Below are 21640 nucleotides of genomic sequence, written 5' to 3' on the forward strand. Positions count from 1 at the left end.
TATAACATAAAAAACTCTTTTAGGGCGCGTTGAGATATCTGTATAGATCCTTATTTGAGGAAATATACTCAGTGCACATCATGGGCATATTGTTGTGATAAGTTGGTCCTTGATGCGATGAAGGGATTCATTGCGTCCTAATAAAATAAGAATATCCAAAACACCTGGTGATGTTGCACATCCTGTAAGAGCTGCGCGAAGTGGTTGGGCGATAGATCCAAATTTGAGATTCTGTGTTTGGACAAAAGAGCGAAGTGTTTCATCTAGAGTTTTGGTATCCCAAGAGGGGCACGCTTTCAGAGCAAGATAAAGATCGTTTAAAATGGTTCGTCCATTTTTATCTAAGAGCATTTGAGCTTTTTCATCAAGTTGTAAAGGTCGTTGCGTAAAAATGAAGGAGGCATTGTCAATCAGTTCGCACAGTGTTTTTGAACGTTCTTTCAAATGCGGGATTGCTTTTAAAAATTGAACACGGCGTTTTTCATCAAGTCTTTCAATAATTTGTGCTCCCCTATCGGTTTCTGGTAGAATATTAAGAGCGGCATCAAAAAGTTCTTGATCATTACTCATACGCATATAGTGTCCGTTGATGGAATCGAGCTTTTTGAGATCAAAACGAGCAGCACCTTTGTTAATATCCTCAATATCAAACCAAGAAATCATATCTTTAAGTGACATCAGTTCGTCATCACCATGACTCCAACCTAAACGGACAAGGTAATTGCGCAAAGCAGCAGGAAGATATCCCATTGTTCGGTAGGCATCAACACCGAGCGCACCATGTCGCTTTGATAATTTTGCACCGTTTTCACCATGGATAAGAGGAATATGGGCCATAACAGGAATGTCCCATCCCATTGCTTTAAAGATAATCGTTTGTCGGGCTGCGTTGGTAAGATGATCGTCACCACGTATAATATGTGTGATGCCCATATCATGATCATCAACGACAACAGCATGCATATAGGTAGGCGAACCATCAGAACGCAAAATAATGAAGTCATCGAGATCTTTATTAGGAAAACGGACATCACCTTGAACACGATCATGTACAATCGTTTCTCCATCTTGAGGGGCTTTGATGCGAATAACAGGCTTAACACCTTTAGGAGCTTCAGAACTATCATGGTCACGCCAACGTCCATCATAACGTGGTGGGCGCCCTTCTGAACGGGCTTTTTCACGCATTTCAGCTAACTCCTCAGGTGAAGCATAACAATAATATGCTTTGCCATTCTTGACCAACTGTTCAGCGATTTGGCGGTGACGTTCTGCTCGTTCGAATTGCGAAATAGGGGCGCCATCATAACTAAGACCCATCCAGTGCAAGCCATCTATAATGGCTTTTACAGCTGCTTCGGTTGAACGCTCTCGGTCTGTATCTTCAATTCGTAAAAGCATTTTTCCACCGGTATGTTTTGCATAAAGCCAATTAAAAAGAGCAGTACGAGCACCACCAATGTGAAGGAAGCCAGTGGGTGAAGGGGCAAAACGAGTAATAACAGACACGAATATTTTCCTTTAAACTAAGATATTACTTATGGAATTTTATAGAAAAGTCATGTTAGCATAAGTGATGGGGCGTGCAATAGCCGTATTGCGAGTTAAAGTGGGGGACTGATGTTTTATAAAAGTAAAGAGGGTTTATCCGAAAAATCTGTTACAGAAAGAAAAAAGCCATGTCAGATAGGGCAGAGTGTTTTTTCTAGGTATGATGATGCAAAGAACGGTAGCTATAATCAACAAAAACTTTTTTTATTGACACTCTTAAAAGAAGTAATCATTTTTTTTCGCAAATGGTTAGAAGATTGTATTAATAAAGAAGTTTCTTTTGGTATCCTTTTTTCGCTGATTTTAGTCTTTTTTGCCCTAGGAATCATTTTCTATTTTCATTTAGAGTGGGAACCAAGTTGGGGACAATTGGGGGCGTTGGTCAGTATTTTTCTGGGAATATTCTATGTTGCACGTTTTTATCGAAAAATATGGATTCCCGTGGGGTTTCTGTTTTGTATTATATTGGGTGTTTTAGCGGCAAAAATAGAAACGTGGCGTATTGCAACACCCATGCTAAGCAGTGACATTGTCACTACATTGACGGGAAGAATTGTTTCTATTGAGTCAGGTGCCAAAGGAGGATTTCGTTTAGTTTTGGATATTTTGAATACAGAAAATCCCGTATTACGCCATAGTCTTCATCGTGTTCGTTTATCGGCAAGATATTTGCCATCTGGCTTAGCGATTGGTGATGGATTGCATGGAAAAGTTAAGATTCGTGCATTCTCTGGGCCGGTGCGTCCAGGAGGCTACGATTTTAGTTTTCATAATTATTTTAAAAGAATTGGAGCACAAGGCGTTTATTTAGGAAAACCAAGAAAAATATCCGTTTCGCAGCCTGATGGAATATTCGCTATCATTCTACAGAAAATTGAAAATTTACGCACGAAGATGACACAAAGAATCCGTATAGCCCTTGAAGGAGAAAAGGGGAGTGTTGCAGCTGCCCTCATAACAGGGCAGCGTGCTGGTATTTCAAATGAGACAAATGAAGCATTACGTACAGCTGGATTAGCTCATATTTTATCAATATCAGGTTTACATATGGCGTTGTTAAGCTGCATAGTTCTTTTGAGTATCCGTAGTTTTTTAGCATTTTTTCCAGTTTTTTCTTCCTATTATTCCAGTAAAAAATTTGCTGCTATCGTTGCTTTTATGATAACAGCTTTTTATTTGTTATTGTCGGGCTTAGCAATATCAGCGCAAAGAAGTTTTGTGATGATTGCTGTTATGTTGGTTGCTATATTGTGTAATCGCTCTGCTATAACAATGCGTAATTTTTCCATTGCAGGGTTGATAACTCTAGCGATGACACCCCATGAAATATTAGGTCCTAGCTTTCAAATGTCCTTTTCTGCGACTGCTGCTTTGATCGCTTTTTTTGATTGGTGGAGTGGAAGGTCATTTTTTCGTAAAAGAAAAACAACTCCCTCTTATGTTGGAGGAGGAGTGATAAATTTTGTTTTCTTATCGATGCTTTCAACATGTGCTTCTTCCTTTGTTGCAGGGAGTGCAAGTGGAATTTATGCTGCTTATCATTTTTCTAATATGGCATCGTTGAGCATTATCAGTAATGCTTTTGCTTTGCCTGTCATCTCAATTTTTGTCATTCCCTTTGGATTAATCGCAGTTCTTGCAATGTTAGGAGGATTCGAATGGCTTCCTCTTCAAATTATGGGTTTTGGAGTTGATCTTGTAATAAAGATTGCACATGCTATCAAGGCTATTTCTCCTGATTTGAATCCTGGTTTTATGCCGTTATCAGCGTTAGTTTTATTGAGTATAGGCTTGGTTGGACTGACTTTTTGCAAAACACCCATCCGGCTCTTTTTTAGTTTGTTTATTTTGGCAGGTATTTCTATTTGTGTAATGCATTCACCTGTACAACTGATTATAGCAGATAATATGCGTCTCGTGGGCGTTATCCATGATAAAAAGTTATATATTGATCGTTACTATATTTCTAAGTTCACGACATCCATATGGAAAAAGTCATTTCGTGTGAAGGAAACGATTAAACCAACAAAATATGGTCCTTCGTTGCACGGACAATTTATTTGTGATTATCATGTATGTACATCTTTATTGGATAATGGATTAAAAGTGATCGTTTTACAGAGAGAAACAGGTCAATGTGTAGAGGCAGATATTCTCATTCAGACATTTGTGATGCATAATCCAACTTGTTACAAGAAGGCAAAAACAATATTTATACCTCAACAATTGTTATCACGAGGAAGCGTTATGATGACCAAAGGTGGAGATATTATTTGGTCTTCGCTAGGGTTTCATAGACCATGGAATATGCACAGACAGCGTTCATAAAAACATATAATCAGTCATATTTTGCTTCACATTTGGATAATGACAAAACAAAAAATAACAGAAGACTTTTCTCATAATATTTTACGGTATTTAAATTGGTAAGTTTATCAACGTCATTGAAATGAGATAATAATCTACAGTTTTCTAGAAATAGATGATTTTTTATATCTGATCATTTTAATTTTTTCAAAAAAATTGATATGTGCATTTTTGTGCATCCTATTGATAGCACAAAATAAATCAAAAATTCTTATTGAATGAGAAAAATGCTAACAAATATTCTCAAAGAAATAAAAAAGATAATTGTTGATTATTCTATTTTATTCTTATCATATATTTCTATAACGAGTAACATCTCTTCAAGCAAAAGATGATGGTCAATTTAAATAGATTGCGTCAAGAGGTTATCTTTTATTATCATTATTATCGGTGGTAATAGGGGTGATAAATGCTGCTTATACGGATAGAAGGCAAAGTCATTCATGAATGTTCAGCAGTTAAAAAAAATGGCAGCTATTAAAGCGCTTGAGTTTGTGGAAGATGGTATGCGGCTTGGAATCGGATCTGGTTCGACAGTCAATGAATTTATTCGTCTTCTAGGTGAGCGTGTTGCGGATGGTTTGCGGGTGACTGGTGTTGCTACTTCAAAATATTCTGAACAACTCTGTCATAAGTTTGGAGTGCCTGTTAGCACTTTAGAACAAATACCTGAGCTGGATCTTGATATTGACGGAGCAGATGAAATTGGTCCTGAGATGATGCTCATTAAAGGGGGAGGGGGAGCATTGTTGTATGAAAAAATTGTAGCGTCGGCATCTCGTGCAATGCTTGTCATTGCGGATGAAACAAAGGTGGTAAAAAGACTTGGTGCTTTTGCACTACCAATTGAAGTTAATCCATTTGGTATCCACACAACATGCAGAGCCATTGAAAAAGTTGCTGATGATTTAGGGCTTTCTGGAAAAATTGCATTGCGAATGAATGGAAAAAATCCTTTTGAAACAGATGGTGGCCATTTTATTCTTGATGCATTTTGGGGCTGCATTTTGCAACCAAAACCATTATCGGATGCACTTCTTGCTATTCCTGGTGTTGTTGAGCATGGACTTTTTTTGGGGTTGGCTTCACGTGCAATTGTCGCTATGGCTGATGGTCAAACAAAAATTTTAGAATCTTTTGATTTTAGAGAAGACAGTTTCATGACGATATGTTAGCACAGTAAAAAAGGGTCTTAAAGATTTTAGGTAGAATAACGAATTAAAATTATAATTAGCGATCGGGGTAATCATTAAATGAAAATAATATTTTCTTTTCAGCGTTTTGTCGTATATTTGGGTGTAGTTGTCGTTTTTGTTGTGAATATTGGAATGGCTTATGCACAAGGTGTGAGCGATCAACATTTAGATTCAGCTAGAAAAGCTATAAGTGCCATTCACGCAACGGATCAGTTTGATAGTTTTTTACCAAATGCGGTAGAAGATCTTAAAACTGTACTGATGAGGGATGATCCAAACTTGGCAGCGGATATTTCTGATATTGTTGATAAGCACGCACTTGCTTTAATTAAAAGGCGCTCTGATCTAGAAAAAGAGATTGCTCATGTATATGCAAAATATTTTACTCAAAAAGAGCTTGATGCAATAACAACATTTTATAATTCTGATACCGGTAAAAAGTTTTTGACAGAAGTTCCCAATATCGCACGTGATTCTTACTCAGCATTTGATATATGGCGTACTGCTTTTATGCAGGATCTTGTAGAAAATGTGAGAAAAGAGATGTCTGAAACACTTAATTTGAATAATTCTACGATGCCTACAAATGTGCCTATAAAATCAGAATCTTCAGGAAATAAAAAATAGCTTGATTGATATCATGACAACCAATGGGCAATTTCTGATTTTTAAAATAGCGGCGGTTTTCCCGCCGTTTTAAATGTTTTAATGAGAATAAGTCCTTTTAGAATGCTGCTTTATAAAAAAGGCTTCTTCAAAAGAAAAAAAGACTTTCATTTGATAATAAAAGATCTTAGCCTACTCTTGCAGATGTATAAGAAGGAATAATTCGTGGGCTCTTTTGACTTTGATTTATTTGTTATTGGAAGTGGTTCTGGTGGAGTGCGTGCAGCACGGCTTGCTGGAGGTCTTGGCAAGCGGGTCGCTATAGCAGAGGAATATCGTATAGGGGGCACTTGTGTTATTCGTGGCTGTGTTCCCAAAAAACTTTATGTTTATGCATCACAATATGTAAAAGAATTTAAGAAAAGTGTTGGTTTTGGGTGGAAATATGCGGATCCAATTTTTAGTTGGGAAAAGTTGGTTGCAGCTAAAAATAAAGAAATATCAAGGTTAGAAGGGCTGTATCGTAAGGGATTAGAGAATAACAATGTGCATATTTATGAAAGTCGTGCTACTTTTGTAGATGATCACACATTAGAGCTTTCTGCCACGGGTGAGCGGGTCAGTGCAGAAAAAATTTTGATTGCAACAGGGGCAAAAGTTGCACCAAATACGTCCATAGAAGGCGGTGGATTTTGCCTCACTTCTAATGAGATTTTTGACCTTGATCAACTCCCAAAATCAATAGTCATTGTTGGTGGAGGGTATATTGGTGTTGAATTTGCTAATATTTTTCATGAATTAGGTGTAAAAACAACACTCCTTCATCGTGGTGATTTAATCCTTCGTGGTTTTGATCATGATTTGCGGCAATTGCTCAGCGATGAAATGACTGAAAAAGGGATTTCTATTCTCTATGGTGTAACAATTTCTAAAGTGCAGGCTGCAGAAAATTGTTATGAAGTTATTTTATCAAATGGGAAAATAATCAGAGCCGATCAGATTATGTTGGCTACGGGGCGTGTACCAAATACAATGGGTTTAAGACTTGAGCGGGCAGGTGTTAAGGTGAATGAATTTGGTGCAGTTGTTGTTGATGAGAAAATGACAACAAATATCCCCCATATTTGGGCTGTTGGTGATGTAACAGGTCATATTCAATTAACACCTGTTGCGATTCATGATGCAATGTGTTTTGTTAAGACAGCATTTGAGAATATTCCAACAACACCTGATTATGATTTAATTACAACAGCAGTTTTTTCACAGCCAGAGATTGGAACGGTTGGTCTTTCAGAAGAGGAGGCGGTAAAGCGTTATAAGCGTCTTGAAATTTATCGTACAGTTTTTCGTCCTATGCGTAATGTTCTTTCTGGTAGTTCAGAGAAAATGCTTATGAAACTCATTGTTGATGGTGAAAGCCGTATTGTTGTGGGCGCTCATATTTTAGGGGAAAACGCTGGTGAGATGGCACAGCTTATTGGGATAGCTCTCAAAGGAAAGCTGACGAAGGATATCTTTGATGAAACGATGGCAGTGCATCCAACGATGGCAGAAGAATTGGTAACGATGTATAAACCAAGTTATATATATGAAAATGGGAAGAAAATAGAAAGTTAAACAGCATATATTGCGGTAAAAAGCTTTTGATATGCCAATCTGTAAGATTAATCTTTAGAGAGAGTGTAATGATAAAAGAATGGGCACCTGACTCTTGGAGAACAAGGCCAATTAAACAAGTTCCGACTTATCCGGATAAGTCTATGTTAGAAGATGTTGAGCGAAAACTGAGAAGGTATCCTCCTTTAGTTTTTGCCGGTGAAGCACGTGATTTAAAAAATGAATTAGCAGCCGTTGCGAAAGGCCAAGCTTTTTTATTGCAAGGTGGTGATTGTGCCGAAAGCTTTGCAGAACATGAAGCTGATAATATTCGTGATTTTTTTCGTGTATTTTTGCAAATGGCGATTGTTTTGACCTTTGGTAGTTCTAAACCGGTTGTTAAAATTGGTCGTATTGCTGGTCAATTTGCAAAGCCTCGCTCTTCTGATATTGAAAGAAAAGAGGGAGTTGAATTTCCTGCTTATCGTGGGGATATTATTAATGGCATTGAATTTGAAGCAGGTTCTCGTATTCCAGATCCGCAACGGATGTCTATGGCTTATCGCCAATCTGCGGCAACACTTAATCTATTGCGTGCTTTTTCACAAGGTGGCTATGCTAATTTAGAAAATGTTCACACATGGATGTTGAGTTTTGTTTCTAACAGTCCGCAGGGAGAACGTTATGAATTATTGGCAGAGCGTATTTCTGAAGCAATTGATTTTATGCGTTCTATAGGGATTACATCCAAAACACATTCTTCATTGCGTGAAACATCTTTTTATACCAGTCATGAAGCACTGTTGCTTGGTTATGAAGAGGCTTTGACTCGGATTGATTCAACTTCAGGAAATTGGTATGCAACATCTGGTCATATGTTATGGATTGGTGACCGTACGCGTCAGATTGACCATGCTCACGTTGAATATTGTCGCGGCATTAAGAATCCTATAGGATTAAAATGTGGTCCTTCCATTGAGTCTGATGAGCTTTTAAAATTAATTGATATTTTAAATCCTGAAAACGAGCTGGGGCGGCTTACTCTCATTACGCGCTTTGGTTATGATAAAGTTGAAAGTTATCTGCCTAAACTCATCCGTGCCGTTGAACGCGAGAAGCGTGCGGTTATATGGTCATGTGATCCAATGCATGGCAATACAATTACTGCCAATGGTTATAAGACGCGTCCCTTTGATTATGTTTTAAAAGAAGTAGAGAATTTTTTTGCAGTGCATCGTGGAGAGGGAACTTATCCAGGAGGCATTCATATTGAGATGACAGGTCGTGATGTTACTGAATGTACAGGAGGGGCACATGCCATTTCTGTGGACGATTTATCTGATCGTTATCATACGCAATGTGATCCACGGTTAAATGCAGATCAAGCGTTAGAATTGGCTTTTCTTGTTGCTGAACTCCTTAAAAAAAATCGCGTGACTGACTCGTTAGCAATTGCTGCTGGGGGGTAGGCAAAAATTTGCCTAATATTTTTTAGGTCATTATGGCAGAAGAGAATTTTTAAAAATGATATTTCCGATGATGAAGAATAAAGTTGTGGTTACTAAACTGATGAAATGATACAAAGGCTTATGAAAAATAATTTTCGGGTATCAATTGCTCAATTAAATCCTATTGTCGGTGATATTGAGGGGAATTTTTCTTTAGCTGTCATGGCGCATCAAAAGGCCAAAGAAGAGGGGGCAGATCTTGTTTTATTCACGGAACTTTTTATAAGCGCTTATTCGCCGGAAGATCTTGTTCTAAAACCTGCTTTTACAAAAACATGTGAAGAGACTGTTGAGAAATTAGCAAAGATAACCGTAGGCGGACCAGGAATTGTCATTGGACTTCCATTAAGACGCAATGGCAATATTTACAACGGTGTCATGCTTCTTGATGAAGGGAGAGTCATTGCCGAATGTTTGAAGTTTGATTTACCTAATTATGCTGAATTTGATGAAAAGCGTTTATTTTCTTCAGGTCCACGTCCTCAGCCTATTGTCTATCATGGAATTAAATTAGGAATAGTCATTTGTGAGGATCTTTGGAATGATTCCTCTCTTAGTACAGAGCTTAAAGATAAAGGAGCGGAAATTATTCTTGTCCTTAACGGATCTCCTTATTATCGTAATAAAACATTAAAACGTATAGACGTTGTTCATACACAGGCTCTACAATCTGGAGTGCCAATTATCTACGCTAATCAAGTAGGTGGTCAAGATGAGCTCGTTTTTGATGGTGGGTCTTTTGCCTTGAATGGACAAGGCAAAAAGATATTTCAAATGAAACACTTTGATAGCCATATTGCTTTAAGCCATTGGCAAAAAACAACGACGGGATGGCACTGTATTTCAGGTCCTAATGAAAGTCTTCTCAATGGATTAGCGGCTGATTATCAAGCTTGTGTTTTGGGGTTGAAAGATTACGTTAATAAAAACGGCTTTAAGGATGTTATTCTTGGTCTTTCAGGAGGAATTGATTCAGCCCTGTGTACGGCAATGGCGGTGGATGCTCTTGGTGCTGAGAGGGTTCGCACCATTATGATGCCCTATCATTATACTTCGCAAGAATCATTAAAAGATGCCAAAGAATGTGCTGATCTTTTGGGATGTCGTTATGAAATCATACCGATTGCACAACCTGTTGAGGCTTTTTTAAAGACAATGGCACCTGTTTTTTCAGGGTTACCCTCTGACGTCACAGAGGAAAATCTTCAAAGTCGTATACGCGGTACACTTTTAATGGCGCTTTCAAATAAATTCGGCTCAATGGTGGTAACGACAGGCAATAAGTCAGAAATGGCTGTGGGATATGCAACACTGTATGGGGATATGAATGGCGGGTTTAATCCTCTTAAAGATATTTATAAAATGCAGGTTTATGCATTAGCGGAGTGGCGCAATAAAAATCACTTGCACAATTTGAGAGGACCAGAAGGAATGATCATTCCATCCAATATTATAGAAAAAGCACCCTCTGCAGAGCTGCGGGAAAATCAAAAAGATGAAGATTCTCTTCCGCCTTATCCTATTTTAGATGATATATTACAATCTCTTGTAGAAAATGACATGAGTATTTGTGATATTGTTAAACGTGGACATTCACGAGAAACTGTTGCGAAAGTTGAACAGCTTCTTTATGGTGCCGAATATAAAAGGCGTCAATCTGCGCCTGGTGTAAAAATCAGTTACAAAAATTTCGGACGCGATCGTCGCTATCCTATAGTCAATCATTTTCGCGATAAAAATTGAGTGTTATTTTATGGTTAAAGTTCGTTTTGCTCCCTCTCCAACAGGTTATATTCATATTGGCAATATCCGTATTGCGCTTTTCAACTGGCTTTATGCGCAAGCGTATAAGGGAGAATTTATTTTACGCTATGATGATACAGATATTGAACGTTCTAAACAAGAATATATCGATGCTATTGCTGTTGACCTTGAATGGCTTGGTATTCAACCAGATGCAATTTATTACCAATCCAAGCGATTTAATCGATATGATGAAGTGGCAGAAATTCTCAAACAACGTGGCCTTCTTTATCCTTGTTATGAGACAACAGAGGAATTAGAGCGGCGTCGTAAAATCCAGCTTTCACGCAAATTGCCTCCTGTTTATGACCGTGCAGCATTGAAGTTGACAACAGAAGAGAGAAAAAACTTTGAATCACAAGGTCGTAAACCCCATTGGCGTTTTCTTCTTCCTAATTTTGAAAGTGATCCTTTACACACAAAGCGAACAGAAGTTTACTGGAATGATGCAATAAAGGGAAAGCAGACGATTGATTTAGCTTCTCTTTCAGATCCTGTTCTTATTCGTGAAGATGGAACCTATCTTTATACATTGCCGTCTATTGTTGATGATGTAGATATGGCTATTACGCATATTATTCGTGGGGATGATCATATTACAAATACAGGCGCTCAAATTGCTCTTTTTAAAGCTCTTAATGCAGAATTACCGGTTTTTGCTCATACCAATTTATTGGCGACAGTTTTAGGAAAAGGATTTTCAAAACGTAATAATGATCTTTCTATTCGTTCTCTACGGGAAGAAGGATTTGAATCTATAGCTGTTCAATGCCTTGCCGTTTTGATTGGGACATCGCAAAATGTGCATCCCTATCCCAATCAAGCTGCGCTTTTAGAGCATTTTAATCTCCAAGATACGTCAAGATCCGTTGCAAAATTTGATATTGCTGATCTTCTTGCTTTGAATAGTCATCTTGTCCATGAGTTAACCTATGAGGAAGTAAAAATGCACCTTAAAAAACTTTCTATTGAGGGAGATAAGGCGGAATATTTCTGGAACGCGATAAGAAGCAATATTAATAAAGTCAATGAGGCTGTTTTTTGGTGGAAAATCATTCATGATGAACAGAATTTTGATACAGTAGCACTAGAGGATCGTGCTTTTGTGCACCAATCACTCGATTTCTTACCTGAAGGTGCTTTGAATGAGGAAAGTTGGAAAATTTGGACAACAGCATTAAAAGAAAAAACAGGTCGAAAAGGAAAAGCTTTATTTATGCCATTACGTCAGGCACTTACGGGCATGGATCATGGACCTGAAATGGGAAAAATTTTGCAGCTTTTAGGGCGTGAAAAGGTAACGGAAAGGCTCTCTAGGAAATAAGAGCGGATTTTTTAAAAGTATTTCGTTCATTTCACTCTAAAAGAGAGTAGAGAACGGGTTTATTTACATGTTTTTATAAGCATGAAAGCAGGAATATCATCACCAAATCCAATAGGTGTGTAATTCTTATTTTTTCGTGAGCGTTGTTGCTCAGATGGCTTCTCCTTATTATTTGCATTTTTGATATATTCTGTTTTATTCTCTTCTACAGATTTTTTAGTGTGAGCAACAGTCTCTTTTGGAGCAGTTTTCTTTGATGGTTTTGAAGATTTTTTCTTTACAACAATATCTTCTGTTTGATCATCGGCTATTAAAGTTGAGAGATCTCCATTGAGCCATTCAATTTTTTCATTACTCATTTCCTCGATGGCATTGATATATTTTTGATCAGCTTTTGTAACGATTGTAAAGGCTTTTCCGCTACGATTTGCACGCCCTGTACGACCAATTCGATGGATATAGTCTTCAGCATGTGTAGGAACATCATAGTTAAATACATGACTTACAGCTGGAATATCGAGTCCACGGGCAGCAACATCAGAAGCAACAAGAAGTGTAAGTTTATTATTTTTAAAATCAGCTAGGGTGTTCATGCGCGAATATTGGTCCATATCTCCATGAAGTGCCCCTACATTAAAGTTATGTTTGATGAGCGATCTAAAAAGTTCAGAAATATCTCTCTTTCGATTACAGAAAATGATTGCATTTTGAAGCTCTGCACCTTCATTTTGGATAAGTTCTCGTAAAACCGCTCTTTTATCCCATGATTTATTTCCAGATTTGACAAGCCGTTGTGTAATTGTGGTAGCTGTTGAGGAAGCTTTTGTAACTTCAACAGATACGGGAGAATGTAAAAATTGTTTCGTTAGCTTTGTAATTTCTGGCGCCATTGTTGCAGAAAAGAACAAAGTTTGACGCGTAAAAGGGGTTAGTTTACAGATGCGTTCAATATCAGGAATAAAGCCCATATCCAACATGCGATCAGCTTCATCAATCACAAGGATTTCAACGCCCATCAGGAGCAGTTTACCGCGCTCGCAATGATCAAGAAGGCGCCCTGGTGTTGCTATAAGAACATCAGCTCCCCGTTCAAGTTTGCGATCTTGGAGTTCAAAAGAAACGCCACCAATCAAAAGAGCAACATTTAAACGATGATTTATGCCGTATTTATCGAAATTTTCTTCAACTTGAGCTGCAATTTCTCTTGTTGGTTCTAAGATAAGCGTACGGGGCATTCGTGCTCTTGCACGACCTTTTTCAAGGAGAGTGAGCATAGGCAATACGAAAGAGGCGGTTTTACCTGTTCCCGTTTGGGCGATTCCTAAAACGTCTTTTCTTTGAAGGACATGCGGAATTGTTTCACTTTGAATAGGTGTCGGAGCTGTATACCCCGCTGATTTCACCGCATTAATAACCTTTGCGGAAAGACCTAAATCATCAAAACTGTTTAAAGATGGTATCATTTTTTTATCAACTGCTCTGTGATTTTAACTGCGCTATCTAATGATGATTATAACCAATATTTTACACTCTTTAAAAGTGTTAAGATGTTTTCACAAAAAAAACTAACTATAACAATCATATACATATAAAACGCATAATACAATCATTAATAGCGAAATTGTTCTGATAAAATGCGCTCATCCCATGAATGATTTGAGTCAAAAAGGATTGAAGCTGTTACTTCTGTTGCCATTGAAATAGTAACTGAATGGACAGATTTAACTTCAATATTATCTGCAGCAGCGTTTACAGGGCGTTTGTCAGGTTCAAGCATATCAAAGCGCACTGTTACTGTATCGGGAAGCAAAGCTCCATGCCAACGCCGAGGGCGAAAAGGGCTAACGGGAGTGAGGGCCATAAGGGGAGCCATAAGAGGTAAGATAGGTCCTTGTGCTGATAAATTATAGGCGGTTGATCCAGCTGGTGTAGCGACGAGGACACCATCACAACTTAATTGTTCCATGCGTACGTTGTTATCAATGGTGATGCGAATTTTTGCCGCTTGATAAGATTGCCGAAAGAGGGATACTTCATTAATTGCAAGCGCCTCGATAGAATCTTGACATTCAGATTTTGCAATCATGCGCAGGGGATGGATTTCTTTTTTATGTGCGGCAGCAATACGATTGGGCAATTTTTTTTCATGAAATTCATTCATAAGAAACCCTACAGAACCTTGATTCATACCATAAATAGGTTTGCCTGTGTTCATGACATCTCGTACGGTTTGTAACATTGTCCCATCACCACCGATTGCAACAACAATATCAGTTTCTTCCAGAGAAGAATGACCATAAACGGAAATTAATTTATGGGTAGCTTTGATAGCCTCCTCAGTTTCTGCGGAAATAAAATGAAAGCGACTTGGTAATGTAGCCATTTAAAAATTATCCTGATACTTATAATTTATGTTGTAACTTATTTTTGAGAGTTTTGAAGTTGTAATAAAAGCTCTTTTTATAATAAAAAGAGCATTGAATAAAGAGAAGTTATTTCAAGGTAAAGTATCATTAAAAAGTAAAAGGAATGCGTTGTTAGATAAATTACAAACGAGTAATTTTTTTATTAGAATGATAATTTAGCATTGAAGCTAAGAGTATGATTAGTTAAAAGACCATAACTGATTTTAATAATCAGTGTGAAGCACCCGTAGCTCAGCTGGATAGAGCGCTGCCCTCCGAAGGCAGAGGTCACAGATTCGAATTCTGTCGGGTGCACCAAATTCTTCAACTTCATATCATCCTAAATAACAAGATTACCTAAAAAGAAGCCAATTTCCTCTTTTATGAAAATGGTTATTTGAGTTGTTTATTAAGTTTTGCAGCGAATAAGCAAATGATTTTAAGAGAAGTAAAATTTACGGCTGCGTATATAATTTTTCGGTTAGTCATTTTGAATATCGAGATAAAAAAGCAAGGTTATCTAAATATGCTTTCAATTTAACTATAAACATTTAAAAAGTACATTTAATTCAATATGTTATTGTACAACTGATCTGGCGATGTTGATAGTAGATCGCTAAATATATTGTTTTGAGCATTAAAATAGATAGCTAAATTTGCTTTTATTCTATTTTTGGAGTTAAAGGCTGTTATGGTGATATGGAACGCAGATGAGGAATATCACCAGTTAAAGGAATAATAAGGGGGAAAAAACAACCGTCAAGATTTGAATTGTTTCAAAATGCTGTATTCGATATGGTTTTGATATGGGTATCTGGTGATTTCTCTATACACCAATACTGCCAGTTATGTTGGATGAAGGATTGTTTAGCTTTAATCAACTTTCTTATATACCGAACACTAATTATGGTGGTTATTTAGTTGGGAGTATGTTCTTTACGTTTGGCAGTAATTGGGATTATATCTCGTGCTCCTCGCATACTATCTTGTGCAGCTATAGTAATGAGTGCCCTTAATTATTTTCATGGCGTTAACACTTAGTCCTTTTGATCCGTTTTGCTGCTGGTGTTGCGAGTGTAGCAATGATGGTTTTGGGTTCTATTATGGTCATGCAGCATAGCCATATGGGCGGATTATTGCTTCGCTTTATGCAGGTGTAGGAGTTGGTATTCTACTACTAGGTAATGAATATGTTATTATTAGTTGAACAGAGCGCTTGATGCAACAAACATTTGGTTTGGAGCTGGCTTAATGTCTGTTCAAAACTTTTAAAAACATACAGGTTTAATTATGATAACTATATCAAAAAACACCTCCGTTATTTCTTTCATTGCAAATGAAACCGCTCCTGTTAATCAGAAAAAACCATCCAAAATATGAATAGATCAATCAAATGGATTTCGTGACTGGTCATGTATATATATATTATCGCATTCGTGCTTTAAACGATTTTGGTGATGTAAAAAAAGGCGATCTGGATGCTTTTATTGAAAATGAAAGCAATCTCTCTCATGATGGTAATTGCTGGGTTGCTGATAATGTCTGTGTTGTAAAATCTGGTTGTGTTTATGAAAATATAAGGGGCTATGGCAATGCTGCCATTGGTGGCTATGTGTATGGCAATACCCTTATATGTGATAAAACCCATGTGTATTTTGGTGTTCATGTTTATGACAATGCTCATCTTTCTTATAACGTTTGAGTTTATCATTAAGCGCGGGTTTATGGGAATGCAAAATTATCCGGTAGTGCACGTATTCATAGCAATGCCGCAGTTTATGATCATGCGGTTGTTAGGCAAGGTTTACGGCAATGCTAGCGTGGGGTGTCATACTAAGGTCTCTACGGCTCTGTTTATGGCAATGCCAAGATCTCCCTGACTATATCGTGATTAGAGGTAATGTATATGGCAATGCAAGAATAAAAAGACATAGCGATTTATATTCGGTTCCCATAAATTGTGAGGTTTATGAAAGCAATAACGTTATCAAGATTGATAAACAGAATAAATGACAGATGTAGGGGCGCTTTTTTGATGGTTATAAACGCATCATAAAAGAAAGCTGTGCCATTGATATGACGCTGCTTGTAAATAGAGGTGCTACAGATCATACAAAAGAAATCAATAATGAATGCATGTATACAAAACGTATCATATTGCAAACGCTCTATTCTATTGATTAAAACTGATCAAAAGGAACGTAAATGACAGATATGATCTTTAATCACTCATTTGAATTACAGAACCTATAAACACTTTATGTATGGCTATAAAGCGTATTAAGAATAACGCTCGCATTTTTGAAGTGGTCATTTGACACAAAGTACATTATCAAAATGTCTCAATGCTTGGTAGGTTCATATCAAGACTCTCAAGAGAAAATGCGTATTAAGTGAATATTTGTAACAAAACCCGTTGTTTACATTTACGAACATTGGTTTTTAAAAGTAGCTTTTCATAAGATAATAAACAACCGCTTTTTATAAAATCTAAGGCTTTTAAACTGTTATAAATCTAGGTTTCAAACGTATTTATAGAGATATCATTTTATGTCTCTAAACGTTTAAACGTTCATTTAGTGAGGTTCTCATAAGCGTATTTTCACTTTGCATTTAAACTTAATTTCTCTGCAAATAAGCCGGTCCATATTTGGGCTGGCAAAATTAATCAGCCCAAATTTGAGCTCGTTAACTTTAGAGTAGAGCAGTCTTTAATATTGTCGCTTTTGACTCAAAATTGAGTAAAACACCATGCCTTTGTAATATGATTGCAATCCTTTTGAAATTTATCTACTTATCTTTATCTTAATAAGTATACTCAAATTTGAGGGGACTTCATTTGGTTTCGTATTTTTAAACTGTAACTTTTAAAACGTTTTTTGCTTGTTTGCCTGCGTTATATCATTAAAAATCTTTTGATTTCTACGACATAACATTATCAATTTCATTACCTGTTGTGATGATAATATCTATATAATGTCTGCTTATTATTGACTAACTTTTTAGTAAGCGGCGCTTTAAAATCGACTTGTCTTTAAATCCTTTTATGTGCCCTTAATGAATTAAAACCTATTCTATGATAGTTTCAAATGATTATTTCTTTTAAGGTTTAGCTCAAAAAAAGAGTAAACCCCATACCATTCTTTAAACGCATGCAATTTATGTTATCGATAATTTCAAACGATTACGTTTTTAATAATGCGATTTGTGTGTGATAAAAACGTATCATAAAATTTATGAACTGTTATGAATGATAGCTGCGTTCACTTCATTTGAATGTTTACATGCGTTTTATGGTCTATCCATACATGGTAATTGTTTATGAAAAATGGTTAATTAAATCACGTATAAAAGTGTAGATTTTAAATGGGATTCATATAGAATAATTGCACACAACCTATTGACTTTATTATATTTTTTTAGGGAATAAGATTCCATCTCGTTTAGACGTTGCAAAAGAAATCACCAAAGACCTTATTGATAAGATTCTTCTCTTACACGGCGTTATCACTTTTGTTTGCAAAAATCTGCTTTGCTTTTGACTTTTGATATGGATACAACCTCTTTTGAGGTAGAGCAAAGAATTTTTTAATCATGGAGAGTGCAACAGTGTTCTTCAAAAATCTTGATTGGTCTGTTGAAAAAATTAAAGAGTTAGATAATTATTCAGCATGTTATCAACTCCCAGATTGTGAAGTACAAATTCTTTATAATGACGCAATTATCAAAGATTATTCGCAATTTGATGTTGGAGTTTCGATTAGTACTGGTATTTTAGCTGCTGCCTGTATGGTAATTGATCCCTATCAATTCTCAGCACTTACAAGATCTACAACTTGATTTTTATAAAAAGGGGTTGAGAGTTTGTGAAGAAGGAATATATGCAGATTGGTTGGAATTAAGCTTGATTATGTCTTGAAATAGGCGATAGAAAAAATTGATCTTCATAAATGCTTTTATTCCAGATATGGAGCACCACCTTGGCGATAGAGTGAAGTTGGAGGCACATAAAGGTTATTCAAGGTATATGATGCAGATTATAGCTTACTTCATATTGGTGCACTGGCTTTATTGGGTGATGTTGCAACCTTACAATCTTATTATCAAAGTTTCGGTGCAGAGGATCATTTAGGCTTTGATGAAAATACCCAACAGCTTCATTTTGAATGTGCATTGGCTTTAGTCAAAGAAGTAGTCAAATCTAAGCAACACAGCTACGCTTTCATTGCAAAAGTAGTAAAAAATATGAACCATCTGGAAGAAAAACAAAGTTCTTAATAAGGGCCTTTCCAGAGAGGTGGAGTTTCATTCTTGCAAGGAAAAAAATAGCTAAATTTATCGAAACAAAAGCTAAGGAATAGCTCCTTAAGAAATATCAAGAAGATCTAAAAAGATTATAGGAGCCAGAGTCTGGTTTAAAGATGCCATCATCAGTTGAGTGAACTCAACAATGGTGGAGTTTTATCCATTGGCGGAAATCTGATGTTTGAAAGAGGCTTTCTTGATGTGAAGGTAATATTGTAATAAATAATTATTATAAATCAATATATTGTATATATTCATTGTTTTGAGATTAATGACCATTGACAAATAATTTTGCACCATTTTCTCTCTCCCAGCTTTTCGTCAATCATCAATGAAAATTTTTTATAATGGAAAGTTCATTGATAATATAACTTTTGTATGTCATTATTTTACGCTTAAAAAAATATAAAAATAATGAAATGCAATTGAGTTATCAACTGCTTATTCTTTTCAATTTTTAATCATAAAAAAATCTTTTTATTCATTTTGCTTGTAAAAAGAACTAGCTTTTTTCTGGTGATACAAGTGGAGAAATAAGGATTTTAGATATGTTTCTGCGTTCCATTTCAATCACTTTAAAGTGTAAACCATCAGTTTCAAAGCTTTCTCCCTCATTTGGTAAATGACCAAACTGCCAAAGCATAAAGCCTGCCAGAGTCGTATAACGATCTGCTTCATCCACAAGGTTACGCCCAAGATAACCACTTAAACGGCGGATATCAGCATATCCCTCAACAAGAAGACTGCCATTTTCAAGTTGTTCTGCGATCATGAGTTCTTCATCGTCATCAGGAAAGTCTCCTGCAATAGCTTCAAGAATATCGGTTGGTGTTGCAATTCCTTCAAAAGATCCATGCTCATCAACAATAATTGCAAGCTGAATCGAAGAATGACGTAATTGCTCCATCAATCGTAAAACACTTGTATTTTCATGAACAACGAGGGGTTCTCGCATAGCTTTTTTCCAATTAATCTTTTTCCCCTCAGCCAAATTCAAAAGAAGATCTTTTGTCAACGCAACGCCAACAAATTCATCCACTTTTTCACGCGCAAGAATTAAGCGGCTATGTTTAACCTTTTGTAATTCTTCACGCATTTCATTTTCATCAGCATTTAAATCTAACCACTCAATCTCATTACGCGGCGACATGATAGAGCGAACAGGGCGATCAGCTAAATCGAGAACACCACGAATCATCTCCTTTTCTTCTGGTCTAAACAACTCAGAAGCTGCGGCCTGTTCAGCAATAACATCTACAGTCTCAGCAAGGTGACTATCTTTGCTTCCTCCTCCTAAGAGCCTCAAAACAGCATCAGCTGTTCTACTGCGTAGATCATTCGTTTTAATCATTTTTTCACGGTTACGACGTCCAATTTGATTAAAAGCTTCGATGAGAACAGAAAAACCAATAGCAGCATACAAATACCCTTTTGGAATATGAAAACCAAATCCTTCAACAATGAGAGTAAAACCAATCATCATCAAAAAACCAAGACAAAGGATTACAATAGTGGGATGACGATTAATAAAACGCATAAGAGCACCAGATCCGCACATCATTACTCCCATAGCAGCTATGACTGCGATATACATAACTGCTGCCTGCTCTTTTGCAATCATACCTGTTGCGGTAATAATACTGTCTAGTGAAAAAACGGCATCCAGCACCACGACTTGGACGATTACTTGCCAAAAAACAGCATAACCAACGCCTGTTTTTCTTTCATGTGATACTCCTTCTAACCTTTCATGTAATTCTAGCGTTCCCTTTGCGAGCAAAAAGGCTCCACCACCGATTAAAATAAAGCTATGCCAACTAAATACAAAAGATGAAAGTGAAAGAATGACCCTATCGAGTCTCATAACCCATCCAATAACGGTAAGAAGGAAAAGCCGCATAATTAATGCTAAAGTAAGACCTATAAAGCGTGCGCGGTCACGCAAATGCAGTGGCAATTTTTCAGCTAAAATTGCAATAAAGATAAGGTTATCTATTCCTAAAACAATTTCGAGAAAAACCAGCGTGATCAAACCAAACCACGCATGGGGATCAGTGATCCATTCCATCATTCCTTACCTTTTAGAAGCTTAAAAGCGCGCGATTGACAAAAAAAATTCATAGTCTTTTATTCGTATATTGGATCATGAACATTGAATGTAAAAAACTTATATTCAAAGAAAAAAACAGCACAATATTGCTTGAATGCATGTGATTGTTGATAAAACAAAATGATGCCCCATCCCGCTTACAACCACAAGAAGGTTCCTCTAATTTTCGCTCGGGCATTATGCTCGATAATCCTCTAACTATAGGTTCTGTATAACAATCAGAACATTTATTTATAAAGCTTCTTATAATGGGTTTATTTTTATATAAGATCAAGTGGTGAATATCATATTTTTAACCTTACAGACAATGAGTTTATATAACAAACAACAAAATATCTGGACATCTATCCTTAGGAGCGTTATAGAAACGCTCATTCTCGTCTTTTGAGAAGCTTATGGGTGATTAGCTCAGTCGGTAGAGCAGCTGACTCTTAATCAGCGGGTCGTGGGTTCGATCCCCTCATCACCCACCATTTTATTTTATACCGTAAATAACTTATTGATTGCGTAATTTTTTTTAAGGTACGAGTTGCTAAATAAAATTGGGCAGTAGGATTTCCCCATATCTGTTTGTTTAAAAGTGAAGATTGTTGATATAGCTTAGTCATCGGTGTTTGTACTTTTTAGGGGACTCAAAGAACTTCCAAAGGACATTTAAAGATCTTTTAATGCGTATTGTTTCTTTTTTTAAGTTGCAATTGGTAAGGAGAAGCCTCTTACCGACAATTGTGTTATTTAAAGGGGTATAAAAATCAACAGTTTTCACTTCTTTTAATATAAATTGATTAAATTTTTTTTGGATTTTTAGCATATTGTTTAAAGACAGAAGAAACTTTACACTTTAGTTGTGTCAGCAGCGTGGATATTTT

At 36.6% G+C, this 21640-nt stretch carries 14 protein-coding genes, 2 tRNA genes and 1 pseudogene; 13 read left to right on the forward strand and 4 right to left on the reverse strand.

The genetic code is table 11. The features are described from left to right. Nucleotides 1–78: 78 nt before the first annotated feature. Nucleotides 79–1509: a glutamate--tRNA ligase gene (gene gltX / locus ACFIMC_RS03570; protein ID WP_375671957.1), complete on the reverse strand. Its 1431-nt coding sequence runs from the start codon at nucleotides 1507–1509 to the stop codon at nucleotides 79–81. 111 nt (nucleotides 1510–1620) lie between these two features. Between gltX (ACFIMC_RS03570) and ACFIMC_RS03575 the strand changes: the two genes are divergently transcribed. The 7 genes from ACFIMC_RS03575 to gltX (ACFIMC_RS03605) all read left to right on the forward strand — a co-directional run bounded on the left by ACFIMC_RS03575 (nucleotide 1621) and on the right by gltX (ACFIMC_RS03605) (nucleotide 11951). Beyond that, complete coding sequence (locus tag ACFIMC_RS03575) at nucleotides 1621–3879, forward strand: ComEC/Rec2 family competence protein (RefSeq protein ID WP_375636877.1); 2259 nt, start codon at nucleotides 1621–1623, stop codon at nucleotides 3877–3879. Between the two features lie 482 nt (nucleotides 3880–4361). Continuing rightward, nucleotides 4362–5093, forward strand: a complete 732-nt coding sequence (gene rpiA / locus ACFIMC_RS03580) for a ribose-5-phosphate isomerase RpiA (protein ID WP_375618356.1) — start codon at nucleotides 4362–4364, stop codon at nucleotides 5091–5093. A gap of 78 nt (nucleotides 5094–5171) precedes the next feature. Continuing rightward, the gene (locus ACFIMC_RS03585) at nucleotides 5172–5741 is read left to right on the forward strand and encodes a DUF2059 domain-containing protein (protein ID WP_375634725.1); all 570 of its coding nucleotides are present in this window, start codon (nucleotides 5172–5174) and stop codon (nucleotides 5739–5741) included. A gap of 204 nt (nucleotides 5742–5945) precedes the next feature. After that, nucleotides 5946–7337, forward strand: a complete 1392-nt coding sequence (gene gor, locus ACFIMC_RS03590) for a glutathione-disulfide reductase (protein WP_375632800.1) — start codon at nucleotides 5946–5948, stop codon at nucleotides 7335–7337. A 68-nt stretch (nucleotides 7338–7405) separates the two neighbouring features. Beyond that, a complete protein-coding gene (locus ACFIMC_RS03595) occupies nucleotides 7406–8785 on the forward strand; it encodes a class II 3-deoxy-7-phosphoheptulonate synthase (protein ID WP_375671956.1) in 1380 nt (459 codons plus the stop codon). A gap of 120 nt (nucleotides 8786–8905) precedes the next feature. Next, nucleotides 8906–10567 carry an NAD+ synthase gene (locus ACFIMC_RS03600; protein WP_375671955.1) on the forward strand — a complete coding sequence of 554 codons (1662 nt, stop codon included), beginning with the start codon at nucleotides 8906–8908 and terminating at the stop codon, nucleotides 10565–10567. 10 nt (nucleotides 10568–10577) lie between these two features. Beyond that, nucleotides 10578–11951 carry a glutamate--tRNA ligase gene (gene gltX / locus ACFIMC_RS03605; protein WP_375671954.1) on the forward strand — a complete coding sequence of 458 codons (1374 nt, stop codon included), beginning with the start codon at nucleotides 10578–10580 and terminating at the stop codon, nucleotides 11949–11951. Between the two features lie 59 nt (nucleotides 11952–12010). Here gltX (ACFIMC_RS03605) and ACFIMC_RS03610 read toward each other — a convergent pair whose 3' ends face one another. After that, nucleotides 12011–13414, reverse strand: coding sequence for a DEAD/DEAH box helicase (locus tag ACFIMC_RS03610; RefSeq protein WP_375620798.1), 1404 nt, complete (start codon nucleotides 13412–13414; stop codon nucleotides 12011–12013). A 146-nt stretch (nucleotides 13415–13560) separates the two neighbouring features. Continuing rightward, the gene (locus tag ACFIMC_RS03615) at nucleotides 13561–14334 is read right to left on the reverse strand and encodes an NAD kinase (RefSeq protein WP_375612145.1); all 774 of its coding nucleotides are present in this window, start codon (nucleotides 14332–14334) and stop codon (nucleotides 13561–13563) included. A 263-nt stretch (nucleotides 14335–14597) separates the two neighbouring features. Here ACFIMC_RS03615 and ACFIMC_RS03620 point away from each other — a divergent pair. The 5 genes and pseudogenes from ACFIMC_RS03620 to ACFIMC_RS03640 all read left to right on the forward strand — a co-directional run bounded on the left by ACFIMC_RS03620 (nucleotide 14598) and on the right by ACFIMC_RS03640 (nucleotide 18634). Continuing rightward, nucleotides 14598–14674, forward strand: a tRNA-Arg gene (locus tag ACFIMC_RS03620). Nucleotides 14675–15204: 530 nt separating this feature from the next. Continuing rightward, nucleotides 15205–15372: a hypothetical protein gene (locus ACFIMC_RS03625; RefSeq protein WP_375681012.1), complete on the forward strand. Its 168-nt coding sequence runs from the start codon at nucleotides 15205–15207 to the stop codon at nucleotides 15370–15372. Between the two features lie 377 nt (nucleotides 15373–15749). Beyond that, nucleotides 15750–16369: pseudogene (locus ACFIMC_RS03630) on the forward strand (hypothetical protein). A gap of 1581 nt (nucleotides 16370–17950) precedes the next feature. Then, nucleotides 17951–18196 (forward strand): hypothetical protein, encoded by a 246-nt coding sequence (locus ACFIMC_RS03635; RefSeq protein ID WP_375612148.1) that lies wholly within the window; start codon nucleotides 17951–17953, stop codon nucleotides 18194–18196. A 213-nt stretch (nucleotides 18197–18409) separates the two neighbouring features. Continuing rightward, on the forward strand, nucleotides 18410–18634 hold the full coding sequence (locus tag ACFIMC_RS03640) for a hypothetical protein (protein WP_375668469.1): 225 nt from the start codon (nucleotides 18410–18412) through the stop codon (nucleotides 18632–18634). A gap of 529 nt (nucleotides 18635–19163) precedes the next feature. Here ACFIMC_RS03640 and ACFIMC_RS03645 read toward each other — a convergent pair. Continuing rightward, a complete protein-coding gene (locus ACFIMC_RS03645) occupies nucleotides 19164–20732 on the reverse strand; it encodes a TerC family protein (RefSeq protein ID WP_375612149.1) in 1569 nt (522 codons plus the stop codon). 436 nt (nucleotides 20733–21168) lie between these two features. Here ACFIMC_RS03645 and ACFIMC_RS03650 point away from each other — a divergent pair. Further along, nucleotides 21169–21244 (forward strand) — tRNA-Lys (locus ACFIMC_RS03650). Nucleotides 21245–21640: the final 396 nt, after the last annotated feature.

Source organism: Bartonella sp. AP21QHHD (assembly GCF_042196205.1).
In the GTDB taxonomy this organism is placed as follows: domain Bacteria; phylum Pseudomonadota; class Alphaproteobacteria; order Rhizobiales; family Rhizobiaceae; genus Bartonella.